This is a genomic window from Pantoea sp. 9140, assembly GCF_000745295.1.
Taxonomy (GTDB): domain Bacteria; phylum Pseudomonadota; class Gammaproteobacteria; order Enterobacterales; family Enterobacteriaceae; genus Pantoea; species Pantoea vagans.
Genome location: NZ_JQNO01000002.1, coordinates 56,276 through 74,512 on the forward strand (window position 1 = coordinate 56,276; position 18,237 = coordinate 74,512).

At 53.6% G+C, this 18,237-nt stretch carries 18 protein-coding genes; 7 read left to right on the top strand and 11 right to left on the bottom strand.

The window, feature by feature from the left end; genetic code table 11:
* The first annotated feature begins 6 nt into the window (after positions 1-6).
* Together FA92_RS19585 and clcA are read left to right on the top strand one after the other, a co-directional pair.
* Positions 7-315 carry a YicS family protein gene (locus FA92_RS19585; RefSeq protein ID WP_033784811.1) on the top strand — a complete coding sequence of 103 codons (309 nt, stop codon included), beginning with the start codon at positions 7-9 and terminating at the stop codon, positions 313-315.
* Positions 316-409: 94 nt separating this feature from the next.
* Positions 410-1,798 (top strand): H(+)/Cl(-) exchange transporter ClcA, encoded by a 1,389-nt coding sequence (gene clcA, locus FA92_RS19590; protein WP_033784812.1) that lies wholly within the window; start codon positions 410-412, stop codon positions 1,796-1,798.
* Between the two features lie 19 nt (positions 1,799-1,817).
* On the opposite strand, the gene FA92_RS19595 is transcribed toward clcA, so the two are convergent.
* The 3 genes from FA92_RS19595 to FA92_RS19605 all read right to left on the bottom strand — a co-directional run bounded on the left by FA92_RS19595 (position 1,818) and on the right by FA92_RS19605 (position 4,641).
* Positions 1,818-2,342, bottom strand: a complete 525-nt coding sequence (locus FA92_RS19595; protein ID WP_013196415.1) for a phenolic acid decarboxylase — start codon at positions 2,340-2,342, stop codon at positions 1,818-1,820.
* 160 nt (positions 2,343-2,502) lie between these two features.
* Entirely contained in the window at positions 2,503-2,976 is a 474-nt protein-coding gene (locus FA92_RS22850) for a VasL domain-containing protein (RefSeq protein WP_072009007.1), read from the bottom strand.
* Positions 2,977-3,960: 984 nt separating this feature from the next.
* The gene (locus FA92_RS19605) at positions 3,961-4,641 is read right to left on the bottom strand and encodes a type 1 glutamine amidotransferase domain-containing protein (protein WP_033784813.1); all 681 of its coding nucleotides are present in this window, start codon (positions 4,639-4,641) and stop codon (positions 3,961-3,963) included.
* Between the two features lie 157 nt (positions 4,642-4,798).
* Between FA92_RS19605 and FA92_RS19610 the strand changes: the two genes are divergently transcribed.
* Entirely contained in the window at positions 4,799-5,716 is a 918-nt protein-coding gene (locus FA92_RS19610; RefSeq protein ID WP_033784814.1) for a LysR substrate-binding domain-containing protein, read from the top strand.
* 109 nt (positions 5,717-5,825) lie between these two features.
* Positions 5,826-6,041 carry a YdgH/BhsA/McbA-like domain containing protein gene (locus tag FA92_RS19615; protein WP_033784815.1) on the top strand — a complete coding sequence of 72 codons (216 nt, stop codon included), beginning with the start codon at positions 5,826-5,828 and terminating at the stop codon, positions 6,039-6,041.
* Positions 6,042-6,103: 62 nt separating this feature from the next.
* Here the strand turns inward: FA92_RS19615 and FA92_RS19620 are convergent, their stop codons facing one another.
* The 4 genes from FA92_RS19620 to FA92_RS19635 all read right to left on the bottom strand — a co-directional run bounded on the left by FA92_RS19620 (position 6,104) and on the right by FA92_RS19635 (position 11,252).
* Positions 6,104-7,306 (bottom strand): MFS transporter, encoded by a 1,203-nt coding sequence (locus FA92_RS19620; protein ID WP_033784816.1) that lies wholly within the window; start codon positions 7,304-7,306, stop codon positions 6,104-6,106.
* Positions 7,307-7,471: 165 nt separating this feature from the next.
* Complete coding sequence (locus FA92_RS19625) at positions 7,472-8,212, bottom strand: nitroreductase family protein (RefSeq protein ID WP_013196422.1); 741 nt, start codon at positions 8,210-8,212, stop codon at positions 7,472-7,474.
* Between the two features lie 81 nt (positions 8,213-8,293).
* Complete coding sequence (locus FA92_RS19630) at positions 8,294-9,670, bottom strand: glycoside hydrolase family 10 protein (RefSeq protein WP_156105729.1); 1,377 nt, start codon at positions 9,668-9,670, stop codon at positions 8,294-8,296.
* Between the two features lie 91 nt (positions 9,671-9,761).
* A complete protein-coding gene (locus tag FA92_RS19635) occupies positions 9,762-11,252 on the bottom strand; it encodes a PLP-dependent aminotransferase family protein (RefSeq protein ID WP_197061519.1) in 1,491 nt (496 codons plus the stop codon).
* Positions 11,253-11,362: 110 nt separating this feature from the next.
* Between FA92_RS19635 and gabT the strand changes: the two genes are divergently transcribed.
* Both gabT and gabP read left to right on the top strand, forming a co-directional pair.
* Positions 11,363-12,649 carry a 4-aminobutyrate--2-oxoglutarate transaminase gene (gene gabT / locus FA92_RS19640; protein ID WP_033784820.1) on the top strand — a complete coding sequence of 429 codons (1,287 nt, stop codon included), beginning with the start codon at positions 11,363-11,365 and terminating at the stop codon, positions 12,647-12,649.
* Between the two features lie 82 nt (positions 12,650-12,731).
* A complete protein-coding gene (gabP, locus tag FA92_RS19645; protein ID WP_199852958.1) occupies positions 12,732-14,144 on the top strand; it encodes a GABA permease in 1,413 nt (470 codons plus the stop codon).
* A gap of 199 nt (positions 14,145-14,343) precedes the next feature.
* Here gabP and FA92_RS19650 read toward each other — a convergent pair whose 3' ends face one another.
* The 3 genes from FA92_RS19650 to FA92_RS19660 all read right to left on the bottom strand — a co-directional run bounded on the left by FA92_RS19650 (position 14,344) and on the right by FA92_RS19660 (position 16,448).
* Positions 14,344-14,646, bottom strand: a complete 303-nt coding sequence (locus tag FA92_RS19650) for a type 1 fimbrial protein (RefSeq protein WP_013196427.1) — start codon at positions 14,644-14,646, stop codon at positions 14,344-14,346.
* A 465-nt stretch (positions 14,647-15,111) separates the two neighbouring features.
* Positions 15,112-15,531 carry a VOC family protein gene (locus tag FA92_RS19655; protein ID WP_033784824.1) on the bottom strand — a complete coding sequence of 140 codons (420 nt, stop codon included), beginning with the start codon at positions 15,529-15,531 and terminating at the stop codon, positions 15,112-15,114.
* A 20-nt stretch (positions 15,532-15,551) separates the two neighbouring features.
* Entirely contained in the window at positions 15,552-16,448 is an 897-nt protein-coding gene (locus tag FA92_RS19660) for a LysR family transcriptional regulator (protein ID WP_033784825.1), read from the bottom strand.
* 146 nt (positions 16,449-16,594) lie between these two features.
* On the opposite strand from FA92_RS19660, the gene FA92_RS19665 reads away from it, so the two are divergent.
* Positions 16,595-17,446, top strand: coding sequence for a Vmh family MBL fold metallo-hydrolase (locus tag FA92_RS19665; RefSeq protein WP_033784826.1), 852 nt, complete (start codon positions 16,595-16,597; stop codon positions 17,444-17,446).
* A 91-nt stretch (positions 17,447-17,537) separates the two neighbouring features.
* On the opposite strand, the gene FA92_RS19670 is transcribed toward FA92_RS19665, so the two are convergent.
* On the bottom strand, positions 17,538-18,209 hold the full coding sequence (locus FA92_RS19670) for a hypothetical protein (RefSeq protein WP_013196431.1): 672 nt from the start codon (positions 18,207-18,209) through the stop codon (positions 17,538-17,540).
* Between the last annotated feature and the right edge of the window lie 28 nt (positions 18,210-18,237).

Here is an 18,237-nt window from a genome sequence, read left to right on the forward strand (position 1 = left end):
ATCATCATGAAAGTGATCCGCAATACGCTGTTTATGCTGCTGTCAGTATGCCCCATGCTTGTGGCCGCCGGGCCGTATGAAACACTGCAGTTTACACTGCGTCAGCAGCAGATAACCGACGATCTGCGCCAGAAGTGTCAGTTACCGCCAGCCTTCTCTGATGAAAAACTGCGCCAGACGTTTCTCGATGACAAGCAGAATCTGCAACAGAATCAGCTCACGCTAACCGTCGCAGCTCAGGCGCTGAAAAATCAGGACAACCCAGCCTACCGCGAACGCATGGCGCAAGTGGTTTGTCCACCGCAGACCGACTAACTCTTTTCCCGGCTGAAATTGATCCTGACGTTTGTTTTCACCTTATCACTCAGTAAACTGGCACGCTGGTCTGGTTGAACAAGAATGCCTCTCAATGAATGAAGAATCACCGCAGCCGGTTTATGTTCCCCGTTCCCTCGCGGCGCGCAGCCGGATGTTTCGCGCCCTGCTCTATCGTGACAAAACGCCGCTGGCGATGCTGTTTTGCGCCGCGCTGGTCGGTACGCTGGTCGGTCTGGCGGGCGTAGCGTTTGCCCGGGCTGTTGAAGCAATACAGCAGTGGCGCGCCGATACGCTTATCCCCGCGCAGTTTCAGGGCTGGATGCTTTACGCCGCCGCTTTTGCCATTTCGGCCTTGCTGGCGATGGTCGGCTATTTTCTCGTCAGACGCTTTGCGCCCGAAGCAGGTGGTTCCGGCATTCCCGAAATTGAAGGGGCGCTGGAAGAGCTGAGACCTGTGCGCTGGTGGCGGGTGATTCCGGTGAAATTTTTTGGCGGCATGGGCACGCTGGGTGCAGGAATGGTGCTGGGCCGTGAAGGCCCGACGGTGCAGCTGGGCGGCAACATTGGCCGCATGGTGATTGATGTTCTGGGGATGCGCAGCAACGAAGCGCGTCATACGCTGCTGGCAACAGGCGCGGCTGCGGGCCTGGCCGCCGCGTTTAACGCGCCGCTGGCGGGCATACTGTTCATCATCGAGGAGATGCGTCCGCAGTTTCGCTATAACCTGATTTCTATTAAAGCGGTGTTTACCGGTGTGATTATGGCGAGCATCGTATTTCGCTGTTTCAACGGCGAACAGGCGGTGATCTCCGTTGGCAAACTGGCTGATGCGCCAGTGCAGACGCTGTGGATGTATCTGGTGCTGGGTATGATCATTGGCATGGTCGGCGTACTGTTCAACCGCCTGATATTCATAACGCAGGATCTCTTTGCCCGCTTTTATGCCGGCAAAACGGCTCGCGTGGTGCTGGCGGGTGCATTGCTCGGCGGCGGCTGCGGTATTCTGGCGCTGCTGTTCGCACCTGGCGCAGGCGGCGGCTCAGAACTGATTCCGCAGGCGGTTCATGGTGTGTTCCCGTTGACCCTGCTGCTGCTCATCTTCATGGTCAGGCTGGTTACTACCCTGCTCTGTTTTGGCTCAGGTGCGCCGGGCGGTATTTTTGCGCCGATGCTGGCACTGGGAACGTTGCTCGGGACAGCTTTTGGGGTAGCGATGACGGATCTGTTCCCGTTGTATCATCTGGACGCGGGAACCTTTGCGATTGCGGGAATGGGCGCACTGTTTGCCGCTTCGGTAAGGGCACCGCTCACCGGGATCGTGCTGGTGCTGGAGATGACCGATAACTATCAGCTGATATTGCCGATGATTATTACCTGTCTTGGGGCTACGCTGCTGGCGCAGTTTCTGGGGGGAAAACCACTCTACTCATCCATACTGGCCCGCACGCTGGCACGCCAGGCAGAAGCGACCCGCCCATAGCGGCGGGTCGTACTATCAGTTACTTACCATCAAAATAGTCAGCAGGCATCTGCCCCGGTGCCTGATTAATGACTTCATCGTTATCCGGCCCTTCGTTTTTCATGTAAGTCACTTTCGCAAACTCAGGAATGATCACATAAGGATAGGCCGGGCCTTCGTCGCGGAAGCGGTGCATATCTTCAATGAAATCATTCTGGTAGCAGATGGTTTTTTCCGGATGCTGACCTTCTCCGGCAATCCACTGCGGGAAGAAAATTGTCCCGTGAAGCAGGGTGCGATTCAGATCAAACAGCAGGCTGACGCAGGTGCCGGTGGGTTCATGCCAGTCAACTTTGTAAATGCCGGGCGCAAACTGCACTGCGTGCATTTTCTGGTTGGTCACCCAACGACCGCCCACCAGCCCCTGATGAATACGGTAGTCACAGGTCGTTTCATTGCGGGCGTACCACTCATATTTCCAGCCATTATCATAGGTATAGACAAAATGTGTGCCAACGAACTGGGACAGGTCGCTGGAGATATCTTCCGGAGATTCTGTAGACATTTTAACCTCTGTTAAATAGCGCGTAACCTATGCGCCGATGGATTTAATAAAAGCTAAAGCGCAATTAATCGATGAATATTGACTATGGCGCAGATTATCGATTTTGCCATAAGCGACCCGGCAGACATTTGATCTTCCCAGTGCTTATCGCTGTACGCCATCACTCGATCTGATTTTTAATCAGCGCATAGCGGTTCAGCAGCTGAGTAAACTGCATATCGACCTGCGCCAGCTGTGCTGCTCTACCTGATTCGGCATTTTCTGACTGCCCCAGCTGATAAAGCTGCTCTTCGAGGGGAACTGAGCGGCTGAAGTTCTGCGTTATCGTGAACACCATCGACTTCAGCTCCGAACCGGTGAGATACCTGCCATTGCGCTCACCAGGCGTATTCAGGCGGTGTGTCAGTGCCTGCAATCCGTCCATCCCCTGATGCCAGCCGGATAATGATTCAGTGGGTAGCGCGTTTCCCAAAAGGTACTGCTGCCACTGCGCTTTTAACGTCTCTGTTTCGCCAGGTTCAGCTCTGGTGGCGAGAACAAAGCCATATTCCTGTCGCCACAATGGCGGCAGCTGCGCCAGCGTTGTCAGTGCTAAGTTCTCAAGGTCTTGCGCAGGGTAAATGCCAGCAGTCACTCCTGATGACAACGCTAAAGCCACACCATGTGAATACTCTTAGCAGAGCATGGAACCTTAATGCGAAGCGATGAAGAGGATGTGCAAATTGAAGAGTATTAAAGCATGCATGAATGCGACAAAGAGTGACTAATGAGAAAGAATTCGAAAATGACACTCAGTAATGACACCCCCGCAAAATCTGAGAGACACGCTGAAATGATAAAAGCCCTGACTTAAATAGTCAGGGCTTTTAAGGTACTACAGATTTAACATTAAACATTAACTAACTTAATTGATAGGTACTGCTTCGATACTGCTATTTATGAACAGATCCTGCGGATAACAATGATCACAATAAACAAATGTCATTATTATTAGCGGTTTCAACCACCTGATAGTCTTTCAGGAGACAAAGACAGGTCAGGCCCGTATAAATCTGTACACCCCCATCGCGATATATACTCTTTGATGCGTTGCCTTACTTTCATTACGACGTTTAAACCGCAATCGTATCCTGTCGTAAAGTAACGTTCAGAACTACGAGGCCTTACATCATCGCGACGCGATACTACTGACTTCTCGAAGATTTACTTAGACTCCATCTAACAGCGTCGTCATTAACTTATCTGCGATTAATAACAACTTCGTTTAACAGAACCATCGGCAACTTATATTTAAAAAATTGTCGACACCATTAACGCTAACACCAGGGATTTTTTGGTGTATCAGGGCAACTTCACGCCGCTGATGTCTCTTACTTTACGGTTCTGATAAACGATGTCAACACTGTTTTTAAAGACATGTTTATATTTTCAGTAGACTTACTCTTCTGAGCGTTAATAAGAGAAATCCAGCGCTGTAATTATTGGCATCTATTTAAATTTAGTCCTAATCTATTTGATCTGAATAATTCATCAGGTAACTATCTGCACTGTGCCTTGAGTTCAGCAATAAAAAAAGGCGCCCTGGGGCACCTTTCGAAACGTCTTAGCTACAGACGCTTTAACTCGCCAGACTTGAGAGTAAGACTTTCGCAGTCTCAGCCGACGAACCTGGGTTCTGTCCGGTAATCAGTAAGCCGTCCTGCACAGTGTAGGATTGCCAGTCATCACCGCGTGAGTAAAGACCGCCATTCTGTTTCAGCACATCTTCCACCAGGAAAGGCACGACGTCAGTCAGGCCAACGCCCTCTTCTTCGCTATTAGTAAACCCGGTTACTTTCTTGCCTTTCACCAATGGTGTGCCATCAGCGTTTTTCACATCACGCAGAACACCAGGTGCATGACAAACCAGCGCCACCGGCTTGCCAGCCTGCAGGGTTTGCTCAATCAGCGAAATGGAGTGTTTGTCGTTAGCCAGATCCCATAACGGCCCATGGCCGCCAGGATAGAACACGGCATCAAACGTTTCCTGATTAACCGTATCAAGCCTTACGGTCGAGGCCAGCGCGGCCTGAGCAGCAGAGTCAGCATGAAAGCGGCGGGTCTCATCAGTCTGAGAATCAGATTCATCACTTTTTGGATCGAGTGGCGGCTGTCCACCCTTCGGTGAAGCCAGAGTAATCTCAGCGCCCGCATCCAGGAATGCATAGTAGGGTGCGGCAAGCTCTTCAAGCCAGAAACCTGTCTTCTTGCCGGTGGTGCCCAACTCATCATGCGAGGTCAAAACCATTAAAATTTTCATTTCTGCTTCCTATAACAGTCAGTTTCAGGTGTAAGGATAGCCAGAACCCGCGATTTAGCCGCCATGTTCTGCGTTGACCCACTAATCATGGCGGGCATATAAATATTTATGAAATTTATTTCTTCAATTTAAGCTATTCACACAGCATTATAGCTAAATGAAATACGACCTGAATTTACTGCCAGTTTTGCTGGTTATGATGGAAGAGCGCAACGTCACCCGCGCAGCGGAACGGCTTGGTATTACCCAGCCGGCTCTTTCTAATGCATTGAACCGGTTGCGCGAAACGCTCAACGATCCGCTGTTTATCCGCGAGCGCTACGGTATGCGCCCGACACCGAAAGCAGAACAGCTGGCCCAGGTAGTCGGTGCTGCCCTATCATCCATTGATAACGTGATCCTTGGTCAGCAGGACTTTGATCCGCTGCACGCCACCCGGTTGTTTACCCTCGCCCCTAACAGCTATGTTGAATTCATCATGATGCCTGCCATTGTGGCGCGTCTTCGTGACTGCGCGCCCGGTATCAGGCTTCGCCTCACGCCGTTTGGCAACGACGTAACGGAAACGGGTGTGATTTCAGGAAACACCGATATGGTGCTGGGGCGTATCGTTGAGCCTCCTGATAATCTGGTTGTGCAGCACCTGATGAATGAAGGTCTGGCGTGTGTGATACGCGCAGATCATCCGCTGGTGGGCGAAAACCTTAGCGCAGAACAGTATGAGCAGCTCAAACACGTTAATGTCCTGCCGCCTGGTCGTATGCGCGCGGGTTTATATCAGGCACTTGAAAAGCGCGGCCTGCGCCGTCAGGTTGCCGTGTCGGTGACACATTTTCTGGCCGTCCCGGAGATGATTGCGGTCACGGACTACTGCGCGACCCTGCCTCGCCTGATCTGCCAGCATCTTTCCAGAGATCAGCGGCTCAGAATTGTTCCCGCGCCGGTTGATCTCGGCACTTTTCCGGTTGAAATGGGCTGGCATGCGCGCTATCGCGACGATCCTGCACATCGCTGGTTCAGGAGTTTAGTAGCAGAAATAGCCCACGCGCTGGCCGACCCTCAAATAAACAGTTAGCACGATCACCATTACCGCACTAATAGTTAACATTGATATGATAACCTGAGTTATCATTATCTTCATCGGAGGCCAGTATCCTCCTCATTAACAACTCAGGAATATGACCATGAAAAATGTAAAAGCACTCTCAATTGCCGCCCTCGCCGCTCTTTCACTGATCTCATTTGGCAGCTTTGCTGAAAGCATTTCTGTCACCTCCTCTACACTGGATGGCGCAGAATCGAAAATCGCTGCTCAGGCGCAGGAACACGGCGCGCAGTACAAAATTACGGAAGCGAACACCAATAACCGTGTTCACATGACCGCAGAACTGTATAAATAACGGATGGTCGCAAACGGATTTGCCAGACGAGGTTGCCCAATGGGCAGCCTTTTTTGTGCTTATCAGGCCAGACGGGTGGCAGGCGAGCTACCGGTACGCCACCATAAAATCAGCGCCATCAGGGCTATCGCCCCAAGAACCGCAAACGCAGTGCTGTAAGAATAATGTGCGGCGATTGCTCCGGTCATGGCCGGACTCAGCGCAGCACCTGCGCCCTGCATCAGCATAATGACGCTCTGTCCGGCATTAACATGGCCGGTACCCCGCATCAGAGTCACAATGTAACCCGGCACCGCCACGCCCAGGATCCCTGCCGCAATACCATCCAGAACCTGAACCGGAATAACAAAGAGCGGCTCCGCAAAGCCTGCCGCAATAACCGCGCGCAGCGGTAAAATCATCAGGGCGACCATAATAAACAGACGATAGCCGTGCGTTTCCACCCGTTTAGAGACCCACAGCGCGACCGGGATCATCACCAGCTGGGAAATCACCACCGTTGCCGCAGCGTACAGACCCGGACTGACCGCCGCCTGTCCGCCTGCTGAGGCGACGCGCATGCTCAGCATCGGTAACAGCGCGGCATTGGCAAGATGAAACAGCAACAGCGTTACGCCTGCAATCATCAGCGCTGGCTTACGCATCAGCATCGCCAGGCTCAGCGCTGGCTGCCGCTCTTCATTCTGTTCATAGCCTCGCGCCACCTCGTTATCTATCTCATCACCGCGAATCGCCAGGGTGGCGAAGGCTGCAAAAATCGCCATTACCGTCATCAGAATAAAGACGGCACCCATGCCCCAGTACCAGGCAGAAAAACCCGCCAGCAACGCCGCAATAGTGTTACCGCCATGATTGAAGGCCTCATTGCGTCCCATCTGATGGTTGAAGCCGCGCTGTCCGGTCAGCCCCAGAGTGATACCCGCCACGGTCGGGCCGATAAACGCCGCAGCAATTCCCGCTACGATTTGCGAGACCATCGCGGTCCAGGTCTGATTGCTGTACCACAGCAACAGCGTAGCAACGGTGATCACCAGACAACCCAGCAGCACAATCATTTTTTTATGGCGGGTCGCATCAGCAGCTATGCCTGCAGGCAGCGTGGCAAGGAGTCCGGCTATGCCGCCGCAGGTCATCACCAGACCGATTTCGTCAGGACGCCAGTGCCGTTCCGTCAGAAATATGCCCAGAAAAGGTCCCAGACCGTCGCGGACATCGGCCAGAAAAAAGCTCATTAAACAGAGCGCATAGAGTGAACGCTGAGACATGTTATTTCCCTGGAAGGTAAGTGTTAAAGGCAGTAGCGCTTCGGTTAACAGGGAAATTATGTGTTACAAAGAAGAAAGTCACATTTCGTTATAGTAACAAAATGAAAAAGGCCACCCGTCACGCTGTACGGATGGCCTGTTACTTTTCACTTCGCGCAGGATAGGTTATTTATCCGTGCCGAAACCCTGTTTCAGCAGGGCGGGCAGTACAGCCGGGAAGTAGATGTTTTTATAGTAACCGCTGACGCTTTCGCTCCAGCTCTCACCGTCGTGACGACCAATGTTTTTCCAGTGCTGAACCATTTCATCGTTGTAGGCCGCAATCTGCTGCTCCAGCCCCTGCGTCTGATAGGTCTCATCATGGCGGAAGGTTGCCAGTGGCAGACGCGGTTTCTGATGAGCGGGTTCATCAACGTGACCGATGACCACACCCGCAACCGGGAAGGTCATTGGCGGCAGTTCCAGCAGTGAAATCATCGCCTGTGGATCGCGACGGATTCCGCCAATCGGCACAATGCCCAGACCTTCTGCACGCGCAGCAGCCATGACCGAGCCCAGTGCAATACCGATATCGGTAGAGCCCGACACGATGCTCTCAATGCTCTGATGCGCGATCTGCTGCTGATCGACAGCGGCCATTCCCACCGCTGATTTATGCATGTCCAGCACGAAGGTGATGAAGACCGGTGCTTTGGCAATCCACGGCTGACCGCCTGCAATGGCGGCGATCTCTGCCCGACGTCCGGCATCACGCGTGATCACCACAGAAACCTGCTGTGAGTTTACTGATGTCGGTGCGCGATAAGCGGTACTGATAATCCGATCCAGTACCGCTTCATCGACAGGTTGCTCAGTGAAACTGCGTTCACTTTTATGACTTGTAAAAATATTGATCAGTTCGCTCATGGTTCCTCCCATATAAAGCGCAAGAATAGCAGTAAGTCACAGGGAAAAACTTAACCGCACTGGTCATGCTGTCGGGACATTTCAGCCTCCCCAGCGGCTTTTAAGATAGCTCACCGCCTGCTGAGTCTGCGGCTGATTCAGATAGTTCTCTCTGAACAGAATGGTGCCATCAATATTGGGGTTAGATTCATTCAGGTCGAGCTGCTTTTTCAGTTCAGGCACCCCACCCTGAAGCGTCCAGTCAGGTTCAATTTTTGATGACTCGCCCACTTTATAGAGCGCAAGACCGATATAGAGCCGGGTTTTAGTCGGTTTCACTACCTCTGCCCACCAGTTTGCCAGCACATCGTAACGGGCAGCCTGACGGGAAAAAGGCCAGTAAAGTTGCGGGGCGATATAATCCAGCAGGCCCTGTTGCACCCAGCGACGGGTATCCGCAAAGGCTTCGTCGTACGCCGCCGCGCCGCGGGTATCGGAACCAGCGGGATCGTGCGACAGATTGCGCCAGACGCCCGCCGGACTGACACCAAATACAACCTCTGGCTTCAGCTGTTTGATAGTCCGGGACACCTGCTCAATCAGCTGCTGAGTATTGTGACGTCGCCAGTCCGCTTTACCGGCAAAACCCTGTCCGTAGCGACTGAAGGTCTGATTATCGTTGAGCAGTGAACCTGCCGATTCTGCATAGAAGTAGTCATCAAACTGCACACCGTCGATGGGATAACGCGCCACCACCTCGGCCACAATGCTGGTGATCCAGTCACGCGCCTCAGGAATGCCCGGATCGAGCACATAGCGATCCCCTGCGGTGCGGATCCAGTCGCGGTGCAGCACAAAAACGCTGGCCGGATGCAGTGACAGCGTGCGGTTCAGTTCGCTGACGGTAGAGGGTTTGGTATTCACCGATACCCGATAGGGATTAAACCAGGCGTGAACTTTGATGCCACGCTTATGCGCCTCATCCAGCATAAACTGCAGCGGATCATATCCTGGATCTTCACCGATTTTGCCGGTCAGCATATCGGACCAGGGCAGGATTTTTGAGGGCCAGAACGCCGTGGCATCCGGTTTCACCTGGAAAAACACCGTGTTAATCCCCAGACTTTTCAGCTTATCCAGCTTGTCGGTCAGAGATTGCTGCTGCAGGCGGATACGCTGCGCCGGACTGGTGCCATTCACCGACGCGACAGGTGGCCAGTCAAGACGTGACACCGTGGCTAACCAGACGCCCCGCATCGGTTGATTAGCCTGAGGCTGGGCAGGTTTGCCGGGCACAGGTACTGGCTGTTTCGTTACCGGCGGAAAAGGGGTCACCAGCGATTTCGGTGGTTCGGATGCGCAACTGACCAGCAATAACGCCGCAGCCAGCGCAGCGCCTCGCTTAATAGCCGCTCTGGCCTGTGCAGAAAAGGGATTAAGGGCGATGATAAACTCCAGTATTTTCTGGTCGGAACGCAAAGAGCTGTATTCTCGGTGACGCTGATGAAATGTCAATGCGTTAACTCAGCTCCAGCCCTGAAACTGCTGCCTTTTAAAACCCCATGAACCGCTAACGCGGCGGACTAAATACCATCCCCGCGGACATAAGACAGGCTTTGAGTGTGCCAAAGGCGTCCTGACATTGCCGCTCATTGACGCAGGCATATCCCAGCAGCAATCCACGCGCCTCCTGCGGATGCATATAGTATTGCGAAAGCGGCCGCACTTTAACTCCGCGCTTAAGTGCTTCAGCGGCTATCGCCACGTCATCCACACCCGCAGGCAGCGGCATCACCAGATGCAGTCCCGCTTCATGGTTGAATGCCGGCAAAAAGGCCGGCCCCAGATAGCGTTCAATCAGCTTGCAGAGGAACTGTCGCCGCTGACGATAAAGCAGGCGCATCCGGCGGATATGCTCCATGTAATGACCCAGCCGGATGAACTCCGCCAGCGCCCGCTGAATCAGCAGATGTCCACCGCGATAGAGTTCCGCCGCCGCAATGCGCAACGGCTGTGCCAGCGGTTTCGGCACCACCATGTAGCCAATACGCAGGGCGGGATAGAGTGTTTTACTGAATGTTCCCATGTAGATGACCGGTGCATCGGCTTCCAGCCCCTGTAGTGAGGGATGAGGCTGACCGGAGAAGCGAAACTCGCTGTCGTAGTCATCTTCAACAATCCAGCTCTGATGACGGCGAGCCAGGGCGATCAAGGCCTGACGACGCGCCAGGCTCAGGTGCACTCCCAGCGGATACTGATGAGAAGGCGTTACAAACACCATTTTAGGAGCCGGGCCGCTGTCCGGTACCAGGCCCTGCTCATCCACCGGCATCGCGCGAATCTTCAGACCATTCATGCGCAGCAGATTACGTGTTCCCCAGTAGCCCGGCTCCTCCATCCAGACCCGATCGCCGGGATCACATAACACCCGCGTCACCAGATCAACCGCCTGATGGACCCCTTCGGTAATCAGGATCTGGTCAGCATCGGCTCTGACTGAGCGAGCTACCCGCAGATAGTCCACCAGCGCATGGCGAAGGTCGGGACAGCCGCCGCCGCTGCTGTAGACCAGGCGATGTACGTCAGGTTCACGGTTCAGCCGCGCCTGAATCTGGCTGAACAGCTTGTGAGGAAATTCGGTGACATCGGGCGCGCCGGGCACAAATGCGCCCCACTGCCAGGGCGAGGCGGTGGCATGGCCCAGCAAACTGGCACCCCGCTTCGACAGCGTCGCCGGTCGTTGCGCCTTCACCGCCTGCAGATCGGCAATCGCATCACTTTGCAGAGAATTCTCCGGCAACGTTTCGGCAATCCAGGTGCCGCTGCCGGTGCGTGCGGTAACATACCCCTGTGCCATCAGACTTTCATAGACATGCATTACCGTGTTTCGCGACACGCCGAGTTCGCGCGCCAGATCGCGGGTCGGCGGCAAACGGCTTCCGCGCGGAAACACCTCTTCAGCGATTGCGGCTTGCATACAATTCAGCAGCCGCTGGTGTAATGAGCCGGTTCTTAAAAACTGTAACCGTGCTAATAGATGATCTGCGTACAAGAGTCGCAATTGGCTCCACCTTTCCTCTGATAATTGGCTCTGGCAACTCACCACGCCTCAGGCATAAATAAACGTGTTTGTCGGGAATTGTAAACACGCATATTAACGAGGTGGATGAAATGAGCGAAAATAATAACCTGATGCAGCAGCGCAAAGCACAGGCTCTCCCTAAAGGCATCGGTACGCTGTGCGACTGGTACGTTGCCCGGGCAGAAAACGCCACCTTATGGGATCAGGCCGGAAACAGCTGGATCGACTTCGCTGGCGGCATCGCGGTGCTGAACACCGGCCACCGTCATCCACGTATCGAACAGGCCATTGCCGATCAGTTAACAAAGTTTACCCATACTGCCTTCCAGATCACCCCCTACGAAAGCTACATCGCCCTGGCTGAGCGCATTAATCAGCGGGTGCCCATCGCCGGTCCGGCCAAAACGGCCTTCTTCACGACCGGCGCGGAAGCAGTGGAAAATGCGGTCAAAGTGGCGCGTGCCTATACCCGCCGTCACGGCATCATCACCTTTGGTAACGCGTTCCATGGCCGCACCTTTATGACGATGGCAATGACCGGCAAAGTGGCACCTTACAAGCGGGATTTCGGCCCGATGCCGCCGTCAGTTTTCCATGCCCGCTACCCCAGCGCGGTTCAGGGCATCAGCGTTGAAGCCGCTCTGACCAGCCTTGAAGAGATTTTCACTCAGGACATTGCACCGCATGATGTTACCGCAATCGTGCTGGAGCCGGTACAGGGTGAAGGCGGATTCCATGCTGCACCCGCAGAATTTATGGTGCAGCTACGTGAGCTGGCTGACCGCCACGGCATTCTGTTGATTGCGGATGAGGTCCAGAGCGGATTTGCCCGGACCGGTAAGCTGTTCGCCATGGAGCACTATCCGGTGAAGGCCGATATCATCACCATGGCGAAAAGCCTGGCAGGTGGCATGCCACTCTCCGCCATCGCCGGTCGTGCAGAGGTCATGGACGCCCCGGCACCGGGTGGTCTGGGCGGAACCTACGCGGGCAACCCGCTGGCTATTGCCTCGGCTCATGCGGTGCTGGATGTGATTGAAGAGGAACAACTCTGCCAGCGCGCGGTTGATCTCGGTGCCCGGCTTGAGGCAGAACTGCAGGAGCATCAGCGCAAGCATCCGGACATTGCCGACGTGCGTGCGCTGGGTTCGATGGTGGCGATGGAGTTCTATCAGGCCAGCACCGCGCAGGCGGTTCAGAAGATGGCGATGGAACAGGGCCTGCTGCTGCTGACCTGCGGCGCCAAAGGCAACGTTATCCGCTTCCTCTACCCGCTCACTATTCCTGATGCCCAGTTCAGCCAGGCGCTGACCATTCTCTCCACGGTGATCGATCACTGTGTCGCATCTGCCGGAAACCCCGTCGTCCCAGCCTGATTTCGCTGGCGCGTTAACCCATGTTTATCCCCGTTCGTCCGGCCACACAGGCCGGACGCCGCCTGGAGACGTTTACATGACGATGACTCAGAGTGCGAATAATGAAGATTCGCTGGCTCAAAACCTGAAACCGCGCCACGTGCGCATGCTCTCAATTGCGGGTGTGATTGGCGCAGGGCTGTTTGTCGGCTCCGGCCACGCGATTTCTGAAGCCGGTCCTGCGGTGCTGATCTCTTATGCCGCTGCCGGTGCGCTGGTAGTGCTAATTATGCGGATGCTGGCCGAGATGGCCGTCGCTTCACCCGATTCTGGCTCATTCTCAACCTATGCGGATAAAGCGCTGGGCCGCTGGGCCGGTTTTACCATCGGCTGGCTCTACTGGTGGTTCTGGGTGCTGGTGATCCCACTGGAAGCCAATGCAGCAGGCACTATTCTGCACGCCTGGTTCCCTGAGGTCGCCATCTGGCAATATACTTTTGCCATCACGTTACTGCTGACCATTACCAACCTGCTCAGCGTTAAAAATTATGGTGAATTTGAGTTCTGGTTTGCGCTGATCAAGGTCGTGGCTATCATCCTGTTCCTGGGTGTGGCGGGGGCGGCAGTATTGGGTCTGCTGCCTGACAGCAACACCAGTGGCCTGTCGCATCTTTATGACACGCACGGGTTTATGCCGAACGGGATGGGTGCGGTTGTAGCGGCCATCCTGACCACGATGTTCTCGTTTATGGGCACAGAAATCGTCACGATTGCCGCTGCCGAGTCGAAGAATCCTGGCAAGCAGATTACTCAGGCCACTAACTCGGTCATCTGGCGCATTGCGCTGTTCTATCTGCTGTCGATTTTCTTTGTGGTCGCGCTGGTGCCGTGGAACACGTCTGGCCTGGTTGAACAGGGTTCATGGCAGACGGTATTAACGGCAATGAACATCCCGCATGCCCGGCTGATTGTCGACCTGGTGGTGCTGATGGCGGTGTGCAGCTGTCTTAACTCTGCACTCTATACCTCATCGCGCATGCTCTACTCCCTGTCACGCCGTAAAGATGCGCCTGCTTCGGCTTCACGCACTAATCGCAGCGGCACACCGTGGGTTGCAGTGCTGCTTTCTACAGCGGCTGCGTTTCTGGCGGTGATCGCCAACTATCTTGCGCCAAGCGTGGTGTTTGAATTTTTACTGGCGACCTCGGGGGCGATTGCGCTGCTGGTCTATCTGGTGATTGCCGTATCGCATCTGGTGCTGCGTAAGAAGCGTGAAAAGGCGGGTGAAGTCCTGAATTACCGGATGTGGTTATTCCCTGGCCTGACGTGGGTGACGATTCTGTTTATTACGACCGTACTGATCATCATGTTGTTTGATGCGAAACATCAGGCTGAATTACTGGCAACCGGCGGTTTAACGCTGCTGATTATTACCACCAGTCTGGTTCTGCGTCGTAAAAAGGAGAAGCGTCAGAGCACGAAGTACTTTACTCAGCGCTCTTCTGACCCTTCGTGATTCTCTGATACATTCCATAAACTCAAAAAGCCCACCCTCAGTAATAAAGGTGGGCTTTCTGTTTATCTGTCCGCTGACCGATACAGGAGTTAACAACCCCCTTTAAGATATGGGTTTTATAATTTACTTTCAGCATAGTCGTTACTAACCAAAGATTGCGCTGGCGTTATCAGGTCAACAGTAGAATCAGCGGTGAGAATTACAGATAGCTGACTTCAATAATCCCTTTGCTTTTCTCAGGATTAAACCAGTGCATCTTTACTACCATGGGCAAGCCGTTCAATGACTGGGGGTTCATCATGTCAGCAGTAGTAACAACAGACTTGCCACGGGCGGGATCAAAGCAGTCAAAAACGACAGGATTCTGACCGATATTCATATTGCATGAACCATTGGTGATGGCTCCACTGAAGGAGATCGTGCCTGAATTTGAATCTGCGCTCGCTGGACCGGCCAGGGTAATCAGCAGCGTGGTAAAGCAGGTAATTAAAAGTGATTTCATTTTTCGTCCTCCAGAGTATGTGTCTCCTGTTATCGGCTCACAGACTCAAAGATTAAGTACTTAATGAGAGAATGAATGTAAATATTCAGCCGTCTGGCCCAATGAAATCCATTAAGAAGGTGCTGTTAAGAATTATCCCAATCCTGCCAGTTAAAATGAGTGTAGTGTAATGCGTGCTTTTCACTTAATTTTTTCAGTGTTCTGATCACATCGATAAAAAAATCACGAAACCGGTAAGCCAGCGGCATCACAAGTTTCTCTTTCTTTTCGTGTGAGATTCATCCTGGCGACTCATCAAGTATTACGGAAACCATTAAAGCAGAAGGGCTGGCGGCCTTTTTAAAAGACCTCATACTTATTATTTTTAAAGAATTTTTTTCGACCAGATAAAATAAAAAAGGACTGTTTAGTTAATTTATTAACGCCAGCCCCGGGATTATTAATTTTTTCAGACAACTATTCAGTTTATTTCAGATACTGACTGAATCGAAGCAGATAACCATCCGGATCCTGAACAAGGCATTCCCGCTGGCAGGCGGTCGTCTCGCCCGTGTCATAATGGTTATCCCGTAACGCCCGATAGAGCGGAACGGCGTGCTGCTGTAAGCGCGCCAGCACCGGTTCGATGTCGTCGACCTCAATCTGGAAATTAATGCCCCGCCCCAGCGGCCAGCGCAGATCGGCGGTATTCCAGCCCTGCGGATGGAACTGCTCAATCATCAATTGCGCCTGGCCATAGCAGAGGTAAGCAAAGTCAGGCTGCTGACGCTGGATCCTTACCTCAAAGCCCAGCACCACCGTGTAAAATCGCAGCGACGCGGCAAAGTCAGTGACGGTAAGTTCTGGCACCATGCTATTCCAGTACAGGTTTTGATTCTCATCCATAAAGCGTCCATTTTTGTCAGTTACGATCGCGGCTCATCCCCGGCTCGCATACTGTTCTGCAGCTCATCCAGCATCAGACGCAGCGCGGCAGACTGATGCTCGCGCGACAGGTAAAGCCCCCAGATGCCAATGCGCTGCGGCTCATAGCCAGGCAATAATTCCACCAGTTTTCCCGCTTTAAGCGCATGGCGTGCCTCCAGTTCGGGCACCATCGCTATCCCGCAATCTGCAATCGCTGCGTCACATAGCAGTGACGAGATGCCCGCACTGAAATTTCCTTTAACGGCGACAGCGATTTTGCCGCCATCAGCCGCCGTGAAATGCCAGCTCTGTCCGGCAAAACGACTGTAGTAGAGGCAGTTGTGCTGCGCCAGATCGCCAGGCGTTTGCGGGATGCCTCGCTTCTGCAGATAGCCGGGTGAGGCGCAGAGTACCGAGTGACATTCACCGAGACGGCGTGCGATTGCCCTCGGCTCTGGCGCATCGGTGATACGGATGGCGAGATCGATGCGCTCGCTGATCAGGCTTACCGGCTGATTGTTAATATCCAGTTCGATGCGCAGTGCCGGATAACGGGCAAGAAAATCGGGGACGACCGGGCCGACAAGATTAAGCGCCGTAAAATGGGCACAGGCGATGCGTAACGTTCCGGCCGGAACACCCTGGGTGGTTTCCTGCTGGATCGCATCTGACAGCAGGGCCAGCTGGCGGGTCTTTTGCAGAATCGCCTCACCGGCAGGCGTCAGGGTCAGCCGGCGCGACGAGCGATGCAGCAGACGCGTTCCCGCCCACTTTTCCATCTCTTCCAGATAACGGCTGACCATCGGCCGTGAGATCCCCAGCGCCCGCGAAGCAGCACTCAGGCTGCCCAGCTCACATATCCGGTTAAAAACGGCAGCTGCCGTCACTCTGTCCATCCCGCTCACCTGTTCGGATTATGAAACTCAGCATCTCTGATTGCGGGAATTCTAACAGATAGCCAGATGGGTAGAATAGCGACACTGATTCTGAACATCGCCCGATACACCTGCCTGAGTCGGGCATTTATCTCTGAGGAATATTCATGAAAACGATTCTGATACCTGTGATGCTCGTTCTGGCTTCAACTTCAGCCAGCGCGGCCACGCTGCAACTGGAAACCTATAATCCGCAGGAGAAGGGGATTTTTGCCGTCTCCTCAACCCTGGTCTCCGGGCCAACCGAAGCGATTCTGTTTGATGCCCAGTTCAGCACCCAGGATGGTGAGAAACTGGTGGAGATGATTAAAAAGAGCGGTAAAAAGCTGAAAGAGATTGTGATCACTTCTGGCGATCCCGATTTCTACTTCGGTCTGGAGCCGATTGTTAAAGCCTGGCCGGACGTCAAGGTCGTTGCCGCACCTGCCGTAGTGAAGCATATCCAGCAGACACATGACGCCAAGCTGAAATACTGGGGCCCTCAGATGAAACAGGGCGCACCGGATAAGGTCTTTGTGCCAGAAGTTACGCATCAGACCCGCTTCAGCGTGGATGGCGAGGCGCTGGAACTGCGTCATCCTGATCAATATGCTGCATACATCTGGATCCCCTCAGTGAGCACCATTCTGGGCGGTACAGCCCTTTCCTCAGGCATCCACGTCTGGACGGCTGACACTCAGACCGTTAAGAGCCGCAGTGACTGGCGCCATATTCTCACAGAGATGCAGACGCTCAACGCGAAAAACGTTATTCCGGGCCACTATCTGGGTGCGCGTCCAGCCGGTTCAGAGGCTGTGGATTTCACCCTGAATTATCTGAAGAGTTTTGAAGCGGCGCTGTCAGAACACAAAACCTCAGCAGCGGTGATTGCTGCCATGAACACCGCCTGGCCAAAACTGGCTGAACCAGCTTCACTGGAACTCAGCGCGAAAGTGAATACCGGCGAGATGAAGTGGTAAACCTGCAGAGAGGTCCGCTAACGGCACGGTGAGCTGGGTTCAGCGATCATTCTGTGCGGATGCCAGTGACTGAGAGCAAAATGACCGGGCGCTATCTTTTCGCCAGATAGCGCCTGTCGTCACGCGCCTGCAACCGAGCCTCTGCCGGTGTGGGAAAGATATAGTGAAACAGGTCGCGGTAAAAACTCAGGTGCTTCATTAATCCATCCTGAATGGATTTACGGATGTCTTTAATCAGGAATTCCTGAGTGGTATTAAAGTTAGCCATACTGAAAAAGGTTTTGTCGTAGACGTTGACCACCCCTTCCCATTTCATCACCTGCTCTTCCGGAGACACGCCTTCCGAGGCGACAAACATTCCCTTATGGGATTTCACTCCCTGTTTACTGACATAGGTGGTTAAGGCGTCATAGCCGCGCTTGTTGCGCCAGCGACAGAATTCATAGGGCACATCGTAATGCGGTAGTACAAAGTCCGGGCTGCGAAAATGTTCATCGCCGATCAATCCATCCAGGGTGACCGTGAAATGAAGGAAGTCCTGCAGGAAGTCGAACTGACGGGTTTTGGTCAGCGTGACATTAATGGTGTAGTGACCAGCCTGCACATACCAGTAATTGGTAAAGCCGGTCACCAGAATACAGAACGCCTGCCAGTCACTGAGTCTTCTGTCGCCCGCCAGCCCCCTGAAACGGCTGATCATCATCCGTGATTTAGGATGCTGATACGCTTTCAGCAGCGGATCGTTCATACCTTTCAGTAACATCAGGCACACTCCTTGATAGATTGCGCTT